This is a genomic window from Oscillatoria sp. FACHB-1407 (genome assembly GCF_014697545.1).
GTDB lineage: Bacteria > Cyanobacteriota > Cyanobacteriia > Elainellales > Elainellaceae > FACHB-1407.
Map to the genome: position 1 here is coordinate 115,981 of NZ_JACJSA010000015.1, position 15,645 is coordinate 131,625.

A 15,645-nucleotide genomic window follows, 5' to 3' on the forward strand; every position below is an offset into this window, starting at 1 on the left:
ATGTAGGGTTAAAACGATTAAGAATGCATCCTACAGTTTAAGGCTTAGAGGGATCAATCTATCATTTAGTTGAGGTAAAAGCCGGATCAAGTCATGTGTTCTGTTCCTCTATGCCTGGGGTAAGATGTAGTAGAAGACAGTATTGCTGGTTTTAGAGTTACGTTTCAAGAAATAAATTATTGTTTGCAAATTGTAATTTCTTCTTGTCAATAATCCTTCGCTAGACTCCCGAGCCATTTAATTCAGCGCCATTTGCCGCTTTAGAAGTGCCTCGCTCTTTAACTGCCTTAAGGTAACTTCTATACTCGTTGCAGGAAGGGCATGAACTTGGATTTTTCTACAACTTCTGGCTTGACTACCCATGTCGATCGCCCCTTGGTACTAGCTGCCGATGACGATGAAGACAACCTGCTGTTGTTGGTCTATGCGCTCAATCTGTTTGGCTATACCTGCATCAGCACCCTCAGAGGAGAGATGGTGTTGCAATTGGCTCATTGCTATAAACCCAACCTGATCTTGCTGGATGTAGTCTTTCCGGATCTAAATGGCATTGAAGTCATTGAGCGTCTAAAGCAGGATGTAGTCACCCGGTCGATTCCAGTCATTGCAGTGACGGCTCTGGCACAAGCTGATGATCGAGAACGGTTACTGAACGCGGGGTGCAAAGGCTATGTTGATAAGCCTTACGATCTCGATGATCTAGAAGTTATGCTTCGCCAGTTTCTGACTCCGATGCCTTCGATTTCTTGACCTTGGGCTCACTATTAGGTCTGACCTGAGGAGGAGCCGACAAAATAGCGATGGTTCCGGTGCGACCCGTTTCGAGGGTGGCATCGCTCAGCATATCGGTGACGGATACCCCAACAGTCTCTTCAATTAATTGAACCAACTGAGGACGCAGAGCTTTATCTAAGTCGCCTCGTACCTGCTCTGCCAATTCTTCCTGCCCTGAATTTGCCAGCAACTGCTCTGGTTGAGTGATGGCTTCTTCAAGGACGATCGCAATTTTGTCATCAAAGATCCGACAGGACACCTTTGTGGGTCGATGCCCCAGTTCTCGGCGATATAACGCCTCAATTCCTTGAGCGAGCGATCGCTCTAATTGTCCACGAGTGGGGTCCGATGCTTGCATACGCTGAATTACAGGGATGACAAAATTCGTAATCTGACAACCATAAAGGCGTTGGGATACAGGGTGGGGAGACTGCGCCCCAGTCAGAGGTTTTATCGCTGCACTCCGGCCTAACCATCATCGCCTCAATTGCCATAAAGCAATTTTTACAGGATTTTGTGAAGAAATTAGTACTAAATTCAGAAACTTTGGAACTTTCTGGTGGATTTCTTTCTCATAGAGATTAGCCAGACAACTGACATCAAAAAAAATTGAAGTAGTTTTGTATGACATTAGTGGACTGAAGCGTTGTAATTCAGTCCAGCAATGCCGACTGGCTAATCTCGAAATTCCTCCCTAAATTAAAGTTTTTGGCAATATTGGGTCGAATTCTGGAGAGACATCCTGATTGGGGGGGGGGAGGATTGTAGCAGTTATATGTTTCGCATGTCACCTTCACTGTGATATTTGCAAAACGAGAACGGGGTGCGAGTTGTGTTGACAGATTGTTGTTCTTTTCACATTTTCGCTGCCGTTTATGCGTGGTTCAACCGTTGTATTTTATACGTTGGCAACCCTGACTGCGACCAACTTGGCACAGTCAGCGATCGCCACTCCAGATCCTACCCTGTTAGATGACAGTGCTGAGCCAGCAGAGCCAGCCGAAGCCGTATCGGCTTCACCAGAAGCGATAACAGAGTCACTGGACTCGATCGCATCCCCAGAGGCATTCATCGCCGAATTATCAAAGTTAGCCTTGATGACCGCTACGGGGGCTGAACGGCAAAACGCAACTGATAGTCAACCTGCATCGACAACCGCAACCAAACCCGTTGTCGAGCACGAGAGGTCATCGCCTGACACCCTATCTACTCGCTTTCCTGCGATCGCCCCTCCGGAAACCTTGTTAGCTCTAGAACGACCTGGAACAGCAGAGCCATCCCCCCAGGCTAATTTAGTAGCACAGGCAATTATTCCTGGCGTTCCACCGTTGCCAGAGGCGATCGCCCCAGAAGAAGCTACTTTCACCCTGCCATCACCCGTTGAGAGTGAGTCTTCTATTCTCCTGACATCGGCAGCTTTGTTGCGTGACCCCTCAACACTAGTGGCTCAGGCAACTCCTCCACCTCAAAGTGAGATCGAGGATTTGCAGGAGGAGTTAGAGTCTCTCGAACCAGACCTGACAGACGACTTTGGCAATGAGTTTGAGGGGTCGCCTGCGGTGACGATTTCTAACCCCTCCGGGTTTGGGGCAGATAACTTCACAGGATTTGTAAACTTTGGCTTTCAATCCGAAACGCGCTATTCCGATGAAGCCGATGGCACGCTAGGCTTCGGGATTGGACTGGGCGATGCTCAAGAGGCAGTCGGGTTACAGCTGTCCTATACCTTAGCGAGCTTTGGAGGCAGCCGTGACTTTGGTACAGGTGGCTTGAATGCAAAGCTTCACCGCCAATTCTCAAATGGATTAGGCATTGCTGTTGGGTGGGAAGGGTTTGCAACAACAGGTGAAGTGGACTTTGAGGACACCGTGTACGGCTCTATTACCCAAATCATCCGCACGAACGACGATCTGGATGATCCGTTTAGTCGCATTGCCTTGACCGCTGGAGTTGGCAATGGTCGCTTTCGCTCAGAAGAGGCGGTTGCGGATGATGAAGACACCGTTGGCGTGTTTGGTAGTGTCGCCGTTCGGGTTGCTCGTCCTGTGAGTGCGATCGTGGAGTGGACAGGGCAAGACTTGGCGGTTGGGTTATCGATCACACCGATTCGTGGATTTCCACTCGTGATTACGCCTGCCCTGCGTGACATTGCTGGGGCGGGAGATGGTGCCCGGTTTGTGCTGGGTACAGGGATTTCATTCCAGTTTTAACGTCAAACCTGCCAGGAGAAGCGATGAAATACATCAAGCGAATGCAAATGCAGAGTCGAGCTAAACAGTGGCGGGGTTGGATGTTGAACCTTTCGATCGCCAGTGTTGTGCTGGTGTGGGGGTTAACTCACCCCATAACCCACGCCTCTGAAGTCAGATTGGCTCAATTGCCTCCTAACCAATCGGATATTACAGGTCCAGATGTGGGTAACCCTCAGGGACCCGATGTTCCAGGGGACATTCAAGATATCCCGATTAACCTTGATGGCTTAGATTTGCTACGGGAAATCATTGGGGATGAAACCGATTTGGATGCGATCGCCCAACGCATCTCCCAGGCACTCGACGAAGCCTATGAAGACTGCCGCTCATCCAGCCAGGTCACTCAAAACAACGGTCCTCGACGGTTTGCTAGAGGGGCAACAGCACCGATCTGTACTCCTACTGCCAGTGCAGCCTGCCAGCGTCTCCAACAATTGATTCGAGAAACTCGGACGTTTATCGGCAACCAACGGGAACTGCAAGACCAGATTCGAGCCAATTCGCGAGTGCGGTACTGGTAAGAAGAACAAAGGATAAACGATGAAGGATAAAGCGGGAAGAGGCGCAATTCATCGCGTCTATACAAAGGGAAGAGGGAAGAACGAAGAGTGAAGAGAGAAGAGGCAATCATGAGAACCATATTCAAAACGGTGTTGGGAGGTGTGATGGGAGCAGCGGCGATCGCCCTGGCAACACCTGCCTATGCTCAAGATCAGTTCGACAATACGGTCATTCAATTTGATGTTGATACGATAGTTGAGTTTGAGTTTGTCGAGTCACGCGGGGTTTATCAATCGACCTTTGGTGTAATCAATCTGAATACGGGCGATCGCATTCCATTAATTCGTGAGGTGCGATCGAGCGATAGTGCTCCGATTGGATTGTCTCAGTCCGATGATACCGGCACTCCTGGAAACAGTGTGCCCCAACCGCTAGCGGAGTTTGAGTTTGAGGCAAATACGCCCTATGCCTTTTACCTGGAGTCCTCCTACAATGGACAACCTGCGGGAATTTTCTATTCCATCGACGCGCGTAATCCCAATAACAGCCGACGGTTGCGTCTGGATGGGGATGCCTCCGATTTAGGGGCAGGTGGAGTCGTCATGCGCTGGGATGATACAGGGTCGCTGTTAGTGCCACCCCCTTCACAAGATCGCGACTACAATGACTTCACCGTACGAGCAGGCGGACATGTGGCGTGTCCGTAGGAAAGGATGAAGTGGGAAAGAATGAGGTGGGAAAGGATGAAGGATGAAGGATAAACGATAAAAGGGCTATGTAAATTCAAGTGTGTCTGTTACCGTTCCTATCCGCCCGCACATCAATGGCAGGCTACCTTTCAAAGTCCACTAAAGTGGACTGAAAGCTACTGATAGTCTGCTTCAGCAGACTTTATCCTACTAGCCCGCACTTTAGTCGCGGGTGGGAGTAGAGCGAAGGCAGCATAGATCCTACACAAAATTCTGGACATCCCCCTTTATCCCTCATCCCTTATCTTGCTGGATCTCTCATCCTTTATCCTTTATCGTTTAGCCTTCTCGATTCCCCACTTCCCATCCCTCAAGCTCTGGCAAAGTTAGCCGGGTCTTGATCGCGTCGATGCTTAATCGGAATCGGAATGCCCTGCCCATCTCCAGCTAAAGCAGCAGTTGTCTCCAAAGCTTCTCTCAGTCGCTTAGCCGCATAGATCGACATATCGCGAGGTACATTGATGCGATCGCGTAGATATCGCAATGCCGGATCTGATCCAGACGGTGGAGTACACACTTCGCCCGTCATCATAAACGTCAACGCACAACGTAAGGCTTCATCAAATAATTGATCATCTGCCGGATTCACACGAATCATATTGGCACGATGCTTAATCACGCGCTGGAGAGCTTCCTGGCGAGAGTTTTCGGGTTCTGGATAAGTCACATCGGGCAAACCAAACCAGGGACCGTTATCTACCCGATGCTTGTTCACTAACATCTGGGGTTCACCATTTTCCCAGCAACCACCCATCTGTGGAGGCAAGTCATGAGCATGCGTGTGAAAGTCGCTCTGTGTCCCACGATAGGTGGAACGGCTCTCCATGGCGTCAAACCAGGCAGACAAACGGGGGTTGCCTTCTCGTAGGGAATAGCCCTTGTAGTAATACAGACTGGCATTCATCCGTTCAACATAGGGTGTGAAGATCACATCCGCTGTGCCAAATTCTTCTAAGAAATAGGGACCGGGGGTACTCGCCAGAGCATACTCAACTTTGTTGACCACCTCTACAAACTGCTCTCGACTGCGTCGCTCTTGCTGCTGCGAGACAACGGGGTAACACAACCAGGTACACCAGGCTCTAAACAGCAGTCGTTCCAGTCGTCGCAGCGGCAGCACCCTGGGATCTTCCATGCCCTGCCCTAACGGACCAAAGACCCGCTCTAACGCCAACAAAATATCATCGCTTTCTGTAATTAATCGCCCATCCAACTCCAGTGCAGGCAACATTCCAGAGGGCACTTTGCGCTTGTACCAAATCTCTTTCTCCCCGTAACAAAACATGGTTACTTTTTCGATACGGTAGGGGATTTGCTTTTCTTCCAGCCACAACCAGACTTTTTGGCAATAGGGACACCAGGCATGGTTGTCGCGGTACAGGGTCACTCGCACCTCTGACTCACTGTGACCAAATAAACGCAACCGAGCTTGAGCATTGGTGGGTCCATTAATGGGGTCGATTTGAAAGTCGGTGAGCTTTTCGAGTTCTGTCCAACTGAGCGGAGCAATGGTCATGCGGATGAGTGTCCTGAATGATCTCAATAACTTACAACAGTTATTGTAGGGGTTACACTTCAAACGCGACAGATGGCAGCAGGGGTGATAGCCGTTTACTCCTTAGTGCATATGCAGGAAACCTTTTTTGCAAGCTTCACTCAACCCTCATCCCCCAACCTCTTCTCTCCACTTGGGAGAAGGGGAGTCAAAGTGGCTTGAAGTCCCTCTCCCCAGTTTGGGCTACCGTGTACACATAAGTCCTCTCAGCCCCCTAAATCCCCCAATTCTGGCGGACTTTGAGCCTTCGCCAAGAGCCTCTTAAAAGATTTTGTCAAGCATCAGGGAGAAATCTTATCTACTAAACCTACCTGTATAACCATCTGCCTGTGCCCTGTAAGTAGAAGTCTGGAAAACGTGTTGAAACGTTGTAGTAGAACAAGACAACTGAAGGGATTTGAGTTCCTACGTTGAGAGAATGTAGCGATTTATGGAGCTATCTACAGTTCCGGGCACTCTAAGGTTGCTAAATTGAGGAGTCTTTATGACCGCCACTACAGCAGATTTATCTTTCAAATTTCACTTTGTCACGAATGGTCGTGCTCAAGGATTTGCCAAAAAGGGAAGTGCAAACAATGACAGCATTATTTTGGGCAAAGATGTCTTGAAGTATGACGACATTATCGACACTACCACTCGCGATCAACGTATTGTTCTGGTTCTTGCTTCAACTGTTAACCTGGCTCCAAATCTGTCAAAATCCCTTGCAGGTGGATCGTCACTGGTTCTTGAGGTCAACGGCTCAAAAGCAAGAGAACTGGAGCGACAAATCGATCGCATCACCTCTCAAAAAGCGATCGCCAATCGAAAACACAATCTATTGCAATTGGGTCAGGGAGATCTACTCCGAGCAGTGTCTTGTCCTGAATGTGAAGCCGCAGTCGATTTAACAGATTTTGAACGAACATCTCACATTTACTGTCGCTTCTGCGAGAGTATTTTTAAAGAAAACCAACCCACTCTCACCAAAGGTGATACCTATCGGATTTGTGATGAGTGTGGCATGTTTGATCGAGTCAAAGGCTACACCGAATTCTACTTTTATTTTTTGATCTTCATATACGGCTTCTCGTATAAACGTCGTTATATGTGTGATCATTGTGCTCACAATTTGTTTGTGAAGATGTTTTGGATTAATTTGATATTTTTACTGGGAATTCCCTTTGCACTCTACGTCAAGTTCAAATCGATGACAGGTCGCAGCCCAGAATTACAGCAATTATCTCGTGCCAATGCACTTGCAAAAAAAGGTCAGTATCAAAAGGCAGAATCCATTTATCAACAGCTTTATCAACACCATCTTGAACATCCAGGGCTATTACTCAACGAAGGCATCGCGCATTTAAATGGCAAAGATGGGGAGGGAGCATTACACTGCTGGCGGCGATCGCTCCAATCTTGCGCGAATTATCACCCCACTCTCCGACTACTCTACAGTTTGCAAAAGTCTGGTCAATAAATCCTGTAGTACAGCAGTGGCTATAAATCTTGAGTAAGGGCTTGACTGCCAAGCCCTTCCAGAAACAATGTGTTGCAAAAAAATCTCAAAGCGATAGTGCTTGATAGAATGCAACCATCCTCCTGTCATCGTATTCCTATTGACCAAGAGGCTCTCATCATTTACTAATCAGGGAAACTCATGTATAAAACTTCTAAACTGTTTCTCAACATTGTTCTAATTGTTTGCCTGGTGGTTGGTTTCTGGGTCATCGGTATACAACGTACCAATGCCCAAATTCCCTCCTTGCGTCCAATTCAGGAGGCGACCAACCGCTTTAATCAAACCATCGATAACTTCAACAACACGATTAACGAATATCGACAACGCATTGATGAATACGAAGGTAAGATTGATGCCTATGATCAGCGTGTAACTACCACCATCAACAGTATTGAGGGCAGAGTGCAAGATGAAATTGATGGGATTTCAGGGCGGGTTGAAGATGAAATTACAGGAGTCCGCAGCGAGATCGACTCCTCTATTGAAGAAATTGAAGGTCGTATTGTCAGAACGATTAGCTCTCTTGGATGGGGCTTGTTAATTGGCGATAGTGTTGTCTCTGCGATCGCCTCAGGAGTGGCAACCTGGTGGGTCACTCGTCGCCTCCGCCGCACAATCAGAACTCAGTTGGATGAAATAAATACGACCTTCAAAGAAGGCGTGAATACGGCGATGAGCCGGGGTGAACAAGCGGCTCAAACGGTGACAGATAACCTCAGCCAAAGCAATGCACTGGCAATGATTCAAGGGTTACAGGCAGAGAATCGAGAAATTTTGCAACTGTTACGTGATTTGAAAAACTCGTAACCCTCATTCCAGGTATGCAGCGATCGCCTCACCTGATATCAACCTCATCCATCCTCATGGGGCGACGGCATGGCTTGCCCCTTCTGTGAATTGGGTGATTTGGTGACGAGCATGGGCGATCGCATTTTCCAAGGTTTTCCCGCCTGCCTCGTCATACTCAACGTCAATAAACGTCACATCCGTGACACCGATAAAGCCAAATACGGCTGCCAGATAGGGGGTTTGATAATTCATCTTTTCGTATTGCCCTCCGGGTCCAAAACCACCGCCCCCACGTGCCGAAATCACAACCATTCTTTTGCCTAGCACAAGTGGCTTGTAGGGGTTGTCAACATCTTCTGCATCAACGGCAAAGGTGCGACCGGGACGCACAATTTGATCAATATAGGCTTTGAGGGTGCTGGGAACGCTGAAGTTGTACATGGGAGTGCCAATGACGTAGAGATCCGCCGCTAAGAACTCGTCCACCAGGCGATCGCTCATACGAATTGCCTCCCACAACTCTGGAGTACGCAGTTCAGGTGCAGTATAGGCAGCTGCGATCCAGGGTTCATCCACATGGGGAACGGGATCGTGCCCCAGATCGCGATAGGTGACGATGTCGTCTGGATGCACTCGTTTCCATCGCTCAACAAACTCCTGACTCATACGGCGAGAATGGGATCTTGCGCTGCGTGGGCTGGAGTCGATATGCAATATATGTGTCATAGGTCTGTTTGAATGCATTTCCCCTTTAGCTTAGGCAAGTGCTTTCGACGGGGCTATCTAATTCCTGTGCCGCTGTCAAAATCTTGCGGATAGTTTTACGAGTTTGAATAGAAGCTATTTCAAAGTGAATACAGGGCATAGGTTTTTCTTACAGATTTTGATAGCTATAGCTATAACCACATTTGATGGGGCGGAGGCGAGTCAGAAAGCTTTCCCAGCATCAGGGTTTGAGCCATTGTTATAGAAATTAAATAAGGTGCAATTTTTGTGGAGGGGTTTGGCATTGCCAAACCCGTACAGTTCAGACGTTGCCCCTGTTATTTAATTAATTTCCAGAATCTTCTTAACGATGAGTGTATTCAATTCCAACATTCAAGTCTGACTCAGATCCCGCAGCTAATACCGATTTAATGTTTGATTGTGGTAGATCATGGGGTAGGGGCGTTTCGCGAAACGCCCTTACGGAATCATGTGCAGTGAAGCCAATTCAAATTGGTATAACATCTACTGGAGACATTCATGCGTCAATTTTTTGGCAAGTATCGCGGCAAAGTGGTAGCCAACAAAGACCCAATGCATTTAGGTCGAATTCAAGTGCAAGTACCAGCTATTTTTGGGGCGGGGCATCAGAGTTGGGCACTACCCTGTGTACCTTACGCAGGTTCCGATGTAGGGTTCTTTGCTATTCCTCCAGTTGGTGCCAATATTTGGGTTGAATTTGAGGGAGGTGACCCCGATAATCCGATCTGGAGTGGGTGTTTTTGGGGACAAGACGAACTGCCACACAGGGTAAGGGTAGATGATCCTACCCGTGTGCAGGTGTTTAAGTCTGAGGGGATGACTTGCGTTCTCGATCGCTCCGAAGGTACTCCAGGCTTCACCATTCAGGTGGAACAACCTATTGTCAGAGGTGTGCTCAAGTTAGTGTTCAACACATCGGTGCTGATTCGGAAATGAGACCGTTCCCGTATCTTGCGCCTCGAATTTGAGACAGTAAGTAGGTGGTTTCAAATAAATGTAAGAAGGGGGGTGTGTGGGATACATCCCCCTTCACCCCTTCTTCCCATCCTGCGTTTAATTACGCCCACCTACTTACTTGGAAATAAGGCTGTAACTGTTTAACTTGATGAGAAGTTATTTGCGATCGCCACGGTTGCTTGATGCACAGCGTCGGATATTTGCTCTGCTAAGTTCTCATCAGCGACCGCACGAGCCAGCGTTAGCCCTCCAGTCAGTAACGATAGAATTGCCCATGCCAAATCATGCTTTTCGGATTCACGCTTTGCTTTAAGTCCTGCTGCAACTGCTCCGTGTAATTTGACCAATTCTCGTTCATAGCCTTTGCGAACGCGATCGCTGGCACGAATGACCTCTGGCGAGAGTGTTGGGAGCGCGCAGCCACAGGCGATATTTTGGCGATGTTGAGAACCTACGTAGTAATCAGCAAGGGCTGTCACCCACTGTTCTCCATTCTGCTTACGGAATGTTTCTACACCTGTTCGATATTCGTCCAGTCCTTCAATAACTGCCGCCAAGAATGCCTCTTCTTTGGAGCGGAAATAGCCGTAAAACGCTCCAGAGGTCACACCCGCATCTTTCGCCAATGCGTCTACTCCAACACCATTGTACCCACGCGAGCGGAAGCCCCGATGGATTGCCTTCATGATGCGCGTTTTGGTGTCTTCTACTGGAACGTCATCGATAGGCTTGACGGCTATATTTGTTGCGGCAGGAAGCGATTTGGAAACAGGCGATCGATACGCCCCATCGGTTGTTCGTTCTGTTAAATCGCTTAAAAAAGCATCTAGTTGTATGGAGATTGCTTCTTTAATCCCTTCTGTCAGGCGATCCACAAGGCGATCTTCTAAGGGTTCTAGAGCATTAATGACACTATCTGATAGTTCCGTTGGAGAGTTTTCGCTTGCATCTTCTACAGACTGACGAAGTAAGTCTGTAATCACGGCACTAAGGTTGGGCTGTCCACGCTTATCCGATCGCCCCGAAGTATTCACGAATCCCCGTTCTAGTGCCAGGTCATTTATGGCTTGAAGGAGGTCATTGGGCAGACGAATGCTGATGGCTGTGGAGAGAGAGGAGGTCGGTTTGCCCATTTCTAGTAAGACACTATATGACTAAATCAGCCTAGCACGATTGCAGAAAACAAATCTTTTGTTTTCAAAAGGGCTTTGTTACGACGTTTTTAGCGATTTAATCTTTTTTTCATAGAGATACTCTTGACTCAATAACGAGTGTTACATTACGGTCTTTATATAACGGTTGCAACAAGCGATCGCATTTATCGAAATCAACCCAATCATTCCCTCAGGAGAAGTCTCATGCCCTTGCTACGAATCACTCACCTGGCTGGAGCCATTACTCAAGCCCAGAAAGAACAGTTGGCAACCGAACTCGCTAGCGTTCTATTAGTGGCTGAAATTGGTAATGATAATCCCACTGCCCGTTCTCTCGAACACATCATTTTTCAGGAAATTGATGCCAAAACGTCCTGGTTTGTGGGCGGTAAATTACAAGCAAGCGTGCCAACGGGCGGTTACTTTATTTTTGACGTGGTTTATCCGTTTGGTGCTGCTCCCCAAGCAGCCAAAACTCAACTCCACAAAGACATTAACGATGTTGTGGCAAAGGTGTTGGGCGTTGATGGTGCTTTCCCAAATCGGGCGGGTGATTGGGTTCTGATCAACGAAATTACCGAAGGAAATTGGGGTGTGAGTGGTGCCACAGTCGGTATTCACGACATTTATGCTGCAACACAAGGTTCCACAGAGCGCATTCCCTATTTTGAATCGCTCCTGTCGGCTCAGAAGCAGATGTTTGACACCCACCACTATCCAGCGGATGCTCCAGGTCGAGGCAAGTAAGGGTGGGGCGATCGCATCCAATCGGCCATTTCAACGGTGCGATCGCCGCTCTTATTCTCACCTCTGCAAACCATAAAACTACAAACCCATGACCCAAAAACTGCAAGGAAAGGTTGCGCTCGTAACGGGTGCCTCCTCAGGCATCGGGAAAGCGACGGCTCTGGCTCTGGCGAAAGAAGGGGCAACAGTGGCAGTAGCGGCTTGTCGCATCGACCGCCTCGAAAAGTTTTGGCAACTGTAATCAGTACATCCAGAAACGCCAACCCACCTTTGTCAATAGGCATTCAGAGAATCCTCTCGTTCGCATTGGACAGCAGCTAACAGCGAGCGATCGCGCTTGAGCGTGCTGTCTACCACCTCAATCAGCAGATACACCTCGCCAGGAGTAGGATGATGATCTTCATAGTCCAGGAGAGCGATCTTGACTACCGCTACATCAGATTTCGGCTCCGAATAGTCATTGCGTTGAATCGGATCTTGAAACCGCAAGAGAACGCGATTGCCCAATCGAGCTTTTAACACCCGCTCAATTCGAGTTACAGCAGCACTGTGTGCTGTTCCCTCTGCTGTGCAATTAGCTCAACTCGCTCGTCAGGCGCAATCACACCCGCTTCTATCATGCGGTGATAGTCCTGCACGCTGAGTCAGCGAAGATCTGCAATAACCATGACTGTATCTTGCTGGTGAATCCCAGAGTTCAATTTAAAGCATAGCCCGTTGCGCTGATTGAGAGGGATATATGATCGAGAGAAAACCTTTCTAAATCCCTTGCAACGTATTACTATCGTCCCCAATCAACTGGTAGACAACTGTCTCAACCTGACCTTTGAGCAGCATCACTATCTCACTCGTGTTTTGCGGTTGCGGTCGGGCGATCGCTTCATTGCCATTGATGGCGCAGGTCACTGGTGGTTGGCGGAACTTGCCGATTCAGTCTCAGAAGCCCAGCCAGGGGCAACGATATTAGAGGCGATCGCGGCTCAGACGGAGTTGCCCATTTCGGTGACGTTGCTGATTGCGATGCCTAAAGGCAACGGCATGGATGACATTGTGCGACAGGTGACGGAAGCGGGGGTAACACGAATTATTCCTGTGGTGAGCGATCGCACATTACTAAATCCCAGTGCTCAAAAGCTAGAGCGGTGGCAGCGCATTGCTCAGGAAGCGGCAGAACAGTCGGAACGGCAGATTGTTCCGGAGATAACGGCTCCCCTCCCTTTTGTGAAGGCACTCGGTCAGGAAACGACTACAACAAATCGTTACATCTGTGAAGCACGGGGAGACTATCCCCATTTGCTCAGCCATCTTGCTCGACTGACTCCCGCTACCGCAATTGCCATCGCCATTGGCCCTGAAGGGGGGTGGACGGAAGCGGAGTTACAGGCGGCGATCGCTCAGGGTTATCAGCCCGTATCCCTGGGGCGACGGGTACTTCGGGCGATTACGGCTCCGCTGGTTGCCGTTGCCCTAATAGCATCCGTATTAGAGTCGATGCCAGAATGAACAAAAGCATTTAAGCTAAATTCAAGACCTCATTCCCACCCCTTTAGCAATGACACTCCAGGCTCAGCTTGAACAAGTGGCGGCAGCATTTGAACAGCGAGACTACAAGACCGTGGCTCAATTACTCAAACCGTTGATCAAATCTGCCCCCGATCACCCCTGGGTGCAGCTTTACGCCGCTCGATATCAAGAAGTGTCGGGTAAGCCAGAGGCAGCAGAAGCGGCTTATCGCAAGTTGCTGAAGGGCACGAGCAATCCCAAACTGGCATTGCAGGCTCGACAGGGGTTACAGCGCATCGAAACTGCGGCACAAGAACGACAGCAGGAGGCTCTCGCCCAGGCAACGGCAGATCCCAACAGTTCGGTTTCTGGGTTTTTAATTGTCGAGCCTGTCAGCAGTGAAGACCGACAGGCAGCAGCCCAAAACTTTGCCCGCATCATGAAGATTGACCCCTACACCGCACGGGTTCACCTGTCCCAACGCAGTTGGCGACTCTATCGGACAGGGGCGATCGGGGAATTGCAATTCTACAGTCAACAACTCAACGAGGCAGGCATTTCCTCCTTTTGTGTCCCGTTGCCCGATGTGCAAAAAATCCGGGTGTTTCGAGTGCAACACCTGCAAGCAGCATCCCCCCAACCGACAATCGTCTGCCTCAATGAAGCCGACCAACTGGGCACGCTTGCCTTTGATTGGTCAGAGGTGAGTCGGCGGGTAGAGGGCTTGTTGCCCATCTTTGAAGAAGTGATCGATGTGGGAGCCTGGAATAAGTTAAAGCGTCGGGAACAGACGCAGGACTACGCCCAATTAGTCGATTTGCATCTGCCGAAACGGAAATGCATTCTGCGGTTTTGCGATAGCACGTACCAATTTCAGCAGGGCATGATCTTTGACGTGACGCAATCCGACGGGACGCGCATGACCCAAACCACCAACCGAATTCGCTGGAACAATCTGGATAAGTTTCTAACCAGTCGATTGCCCAACCTCCCGACCTGGTCAGACTTCACGCCCTTTGCTGAAAGCGCGATCGAACATCTGTCCTTAGTCGGCAGTTTTAAGTCGCACATTGATGTGTTTCGTAAGGATGAAAGCTATTGGGATCAAGCATTTCATCTCTATAGCAGTCTGGTTTTTATCAAAGAGAGTTAGCCTGGCAAAAGAAGCAGGTGAATAAATGAGGTAAGGCGATTTTCTTGTAGAAGAATCGTTATAAATGTCATGGTTTACTGAAAAAACGAAGCCTAATTTTGCGGAACTTAGCGTAAAAGAAAGCCCTCTTCCAGACAACTTATTTAACCTGATTTAACCTGAGTTCAAAATAAGGATTCTGGCAGTTAAAACCGCAGCTACAAAAGCAAAATTGACATGACCAAATATCAAAACAATCCTTAATCATGGGGCTTGATTGGGGAGCGATGACTGATTTGGTATCAGGACCAGTAACAACTCACTAGAAGCTTTACCAATGCAAATTCAAACGCCCCTAGATCTTGATTACTTTCAAGAAGGTGCTACTACACCTCTGCTTCCAAATCCTCCCGTTTTGACCAGTCATAACGTTGGCTGGAACAATATTCAGCTTGCCTTTCATCGCCAACCTTCCTGGGAAATTCCTGAAGTCTCCGGTTCACAACACATTATTGTGCTTCCAGGTAGTTCGCATGTGGTAGACGTTGAGTTTATTTCAGATGGACGTTTGCAATACGTCCAATATCATCCGCATCACTCTATCCATGGAGCGATCGAAGTATTTCCTGCAAACTTACCTTATAGTGTGTGTTGGAGTAACCAGGTTGAATTTACTCACTGTTATCTTGAGCCTACATTTCTCAACTCGATCGCTCACGAAACGGTTGATCCCGATCGCGTTGAGTTGGAATTAGAGTTGATGAAAGCCGACCAGCTTATCCATCATCTCATTCTGAATCTCAGAACAGAACTAGAAAATTGTGAGACGAGCGATCGCATCTATATCGACTCGATTGCGACATTTTTGTCAGCCCATTTGTTGCGGCATTACACTACATACCAGCAGGTATTAAAGCCATACGAAGATGGCTTACCAAAGTACAAACTTAGACAAGCCATCGAATATATCAATGAGCATTTGAGTGAAACCATATCACTCACCGCAATCGCAGATGAGTTGCAAATGAGCAAATATTATTTTTGTCGATTGTTCAAGCAATCGACAGGTTTGGCTCCCTATCAATACCTGATTCGGCAACGCATTCAACGAGCGAAACAACTCTTACTTCAAAGCGATCGCAATGTGACTGACATCGCCTTGGACTGTGGATTTTCTAATCAAAGCCATTTAGCCAGGCACTTTCGCCAATTCACTGGCATGTCTCCTCAACAATTTCGCAAAAAATAGCAAGATCCTGTTTGCGATCGCAACATCATATTCGC

At 48.4% G+C, this 15,645-nt stretch carries 17 protein-coding genes; 12 read left to right on the forward strand and 5 right to left on the reverse strand.

What is annotated here, in order from left to right; translation table 11 throughout:
- The first annotated feature begins 321 nt into the window (after nt 1–321).
- Complete coding sequence (locus H6G89_RS22495; RefSeq protein WP_190510602.1) at nt 322–750, forward strand: response regulator; 429 nt, start codon at nt 322–324, stop codon at nt 748–750.
- Here H6G89_RS22495 and H6G89_RS22500 read toward each other — a convergent pair.
- On the reverse strand, nt 707–1,132 hold the full coding sequence (locus tag H6G89_RS22500; RefSeq protein WP_190510604.1) for a DUF2294 domain-containing protein: 426 nt from the start codon (nt 1,130–1,132) through the stop codon (nt 707–709). The two genes, H6G89_RS22495 and H6G89_RS22500, sit on opposite strands and share 44 nt — an antisense overlap.
- Nucleotides 1,133–1,649: 517 nt before the next feature.
- Here H6G89_RS22500 and H6G89_RS22505 point away from each other — a divergent pair.
- The 3 genes from H6G89_RS22505 to H6G89_RS22515 all read left to right on the forward strand — a co-directional run bounded on the left by H6G89_RS22505 (nt 1,650) and on the right by H6G89_RS22515 (nt 4,234).
- Nucleotides 1,650–2,984, forward strand: a complete 1,335-nt coding sequence (locus H6G89_RS22505; protein ID WP_190510606.1) for a hypothetical protein — start codon at nt 1,650–1,652, stop codon at nt 2,982–2,984.
- Between the two features lie 23 nt (nt 2,985–3,007).
- Nucleotides 3,008–3,547 carry a hypothetical protein gene (locus tag H6G89_RS22510; RefSeq protein ID WP_190510608.1) on the forward strand — a complete coding sequence of 180 codons (540 nt, stop codon included), beginning with the start codon at nt 3,008–3,010 and terminating at the stop codon, nt 3,545–3,547.
- Nucleotides 3,548–3,655: 108 nt separating this feature from the next.
- Nucleotides 3,656–4,234: a hypothetical protein gene (locus tag H6G89_RS22515; protein ID WP_190510610.1), complete on the forward strand. Its 579-nt coding sequence runs from the start codon at nt 3,656–3,658 to the stop codon at nt 4,232–4,234.
- Nucleotides 4,235–4,586: 352 nt separating this feature from the next.
- Here H6G89_RS22515 and H6G89_RS22520 read toward each other — a convergent pair whose 3' ends face one another.
- Entirely contained in the window at nt 4,587–5,792 is a 1,206-nt protein-coding gene (locus H6G89_RS22520; RefSeq protein WP_190510613.1) for a glutathione S-transferase family protein, read from the reverse strand.
- Nucleotides 5,793–6,315: 523 nt separating this feature from the next.
- On the opposite strand from H6G89_RS22520, the gene H6G89_RS22525 reads away from it, so the two are divergent.
- Together H6G89_RS22525 and H6G89_RS22530 are read left to right on the forward strand one after the other, a co-directional pair.
- A complete protein-coding gene (locus H6G89_RS22525; RefSeq protein WP_190510615.1) occupies nt 6,316–7,290 on the forward strand; it encodes a tetratricopeptide repeat protein in 975 nt (324 codons plus the stop codon).
- A gap of 180 nt (nt 7,291–7,470) precedes the next feature.
- Nucleotides 7,471–8,139: a hypothetical protein gene (locus H6G89_RS22530; protein ID WP_190510616.1), complete on the forward strand. Its 669-nt coding sequence runs from the start codon at nt 7,471–7,473 to the stop codon at nt 8,137–8,139.
- A 54-nt stretch (nt 8,140–8,193) separates the two neighbouring features.
- Here H6G89_RS22530 and H6G89_RS22535 read toward each other — a convergent pair whose 3' ends face one another.
- The gene (locus tag H6G89_RS22535) at nt 8,194–8,847 is read right to left on the reverse strand and encodes an FMN-dependent NADH-azoreductase (RefSeq protein WP_190510617.1); all 654 of its coding nucleotides are present in this window, start codon (nt 8,845–8,847) and stop codon (nt 8,194–8,196) included.
- A 519-nt stretch (nt 8,848–9,366) separates the two neighbouring features.
- Between H6G89_RS22535 and H6G89_RS22540 the strand changes: the two genes are divergently transcribed.
- On the forward strand, nt 9,367–9,804 hold the full coding sequence (locus tag H6G89_RS22540) for a phage baseplate assembly protein V (RefSeq protein WP_190510618.1): 438 nt from the start codon (nt 9,367–9,369) through the stop codon (nt 9,802–9,804).
- 161 nt (nt 9,805–9,965) lie between these two features.
- Here H6G89_RS22540 and H6G89_RS22545 read toward each other — a convergent pair whose 3' ends face one another.
- Nucleotides 9,966–10,958 carry a TetR family transcriptional regulator gene (locus tag H6G89_RS22545; protein ID WP_190510619.1) on the reverse strand — a complete coding sequence of 331 codons (993 nt, stop codon included), beginning with the start codon at nt 10,956–10,958 and terminating at the stop codon, nt 9,966–9,968.
- Between the two features lie 225 nt (nt 10,959–11,183).
- Here H6G89_RS22545 and H6G89_RS22550 point away from each other — a divergent pair, with 225 nt between their 5' ends.
- Nucleotides 11,184–11,726, forward strand: coding sequence for a tautomerase family protein (locus H6G89_RS22550; RefSeq protein ID WP_190510620.1), 543 nt, complete (start codon nt 11,184–11,186; stop codon nt 11,724–11,726).
- A gap of 88 nt (nt 11,727–11,814) precedes the next feature.
- Nucleotides 11,815–11,967 (forward strand): SDR family NAD(P)-dependent oxidoreductase, encoded by a 153-nt coding sequence (locus tag H6G89_RS22555; protein ID WP_190510622.1) that lies wholly within the window; start codon nt 11,815–11,817, stop codon nt 11,965–11,967.
- A 32-nt stretch (nt 11,968–11,999) separates the two neighbouring features.
- Here H6G89_RS22555 and H6G89_RS35215 read toward each other — a convergent pair whose 3' ends face one another.
- Nucleotides 12,000–12,248 carry a hypothetical protein gene (locus H6G89_RS35215; RefSeq protein WP_309230083.1) on the reverse strand — a complete coding sequence of 83 codons (249 nt, stop codon included), beginning with the start codon at nt 12,246–12,248 and terminating at the stop codon, nt 12,000–12,002.
- Nucleotides 12,249–12,494: 246 nt separating this feature from the next.
- Between H6G89_RS35215 and H6G89_RS22565 the strand changes: the two genes are divergently transcribed.
- The 3 genes from H6G89_RS22565 to H6G89_RS22575 all read left to right on the forward strand — a co-directional run bounded on the left by H6G89_RS22565 (nt 12,495) and on the right by H6G89_RS22575 (nt 15,610).
- Nucleotides 12,495–13,229, forward strand: coding sequence for a 16S rRNA (uracil(1498)-N(3))-methyltransferase (locus H6G89_RS22565; protein WP_242060071.1), 735 nt, complete (start codon nt 12,495–12,497; stop codon nt 13,227–13,229).
- 49 nt (nt 13,230–13,278) lie between these two features.
- Entirely contained in the window at nt 13,279–14,382 is a 1,104-nt protein-coding gene (locus tag H6G89_RS22570; RefSeq protein WP_190510623.1) for a tetratricopeptide repeat protein, read from the forward strand.
- A gap of 316 nt (nt 14,383–14,698) precedes the next feature.
- Complete coding sequence (locus H6G89_RS22575; protein WP_190510624.1) at nt 14,699–15,610, forward strand: AraC family transcriptional regulator; 912 nt, start codon at nt 14,699–14,701, stop codon at nt 15,608–15,610.
- Nucleotides 15,611–15,645: the final 35 nt, after the last annotated feature.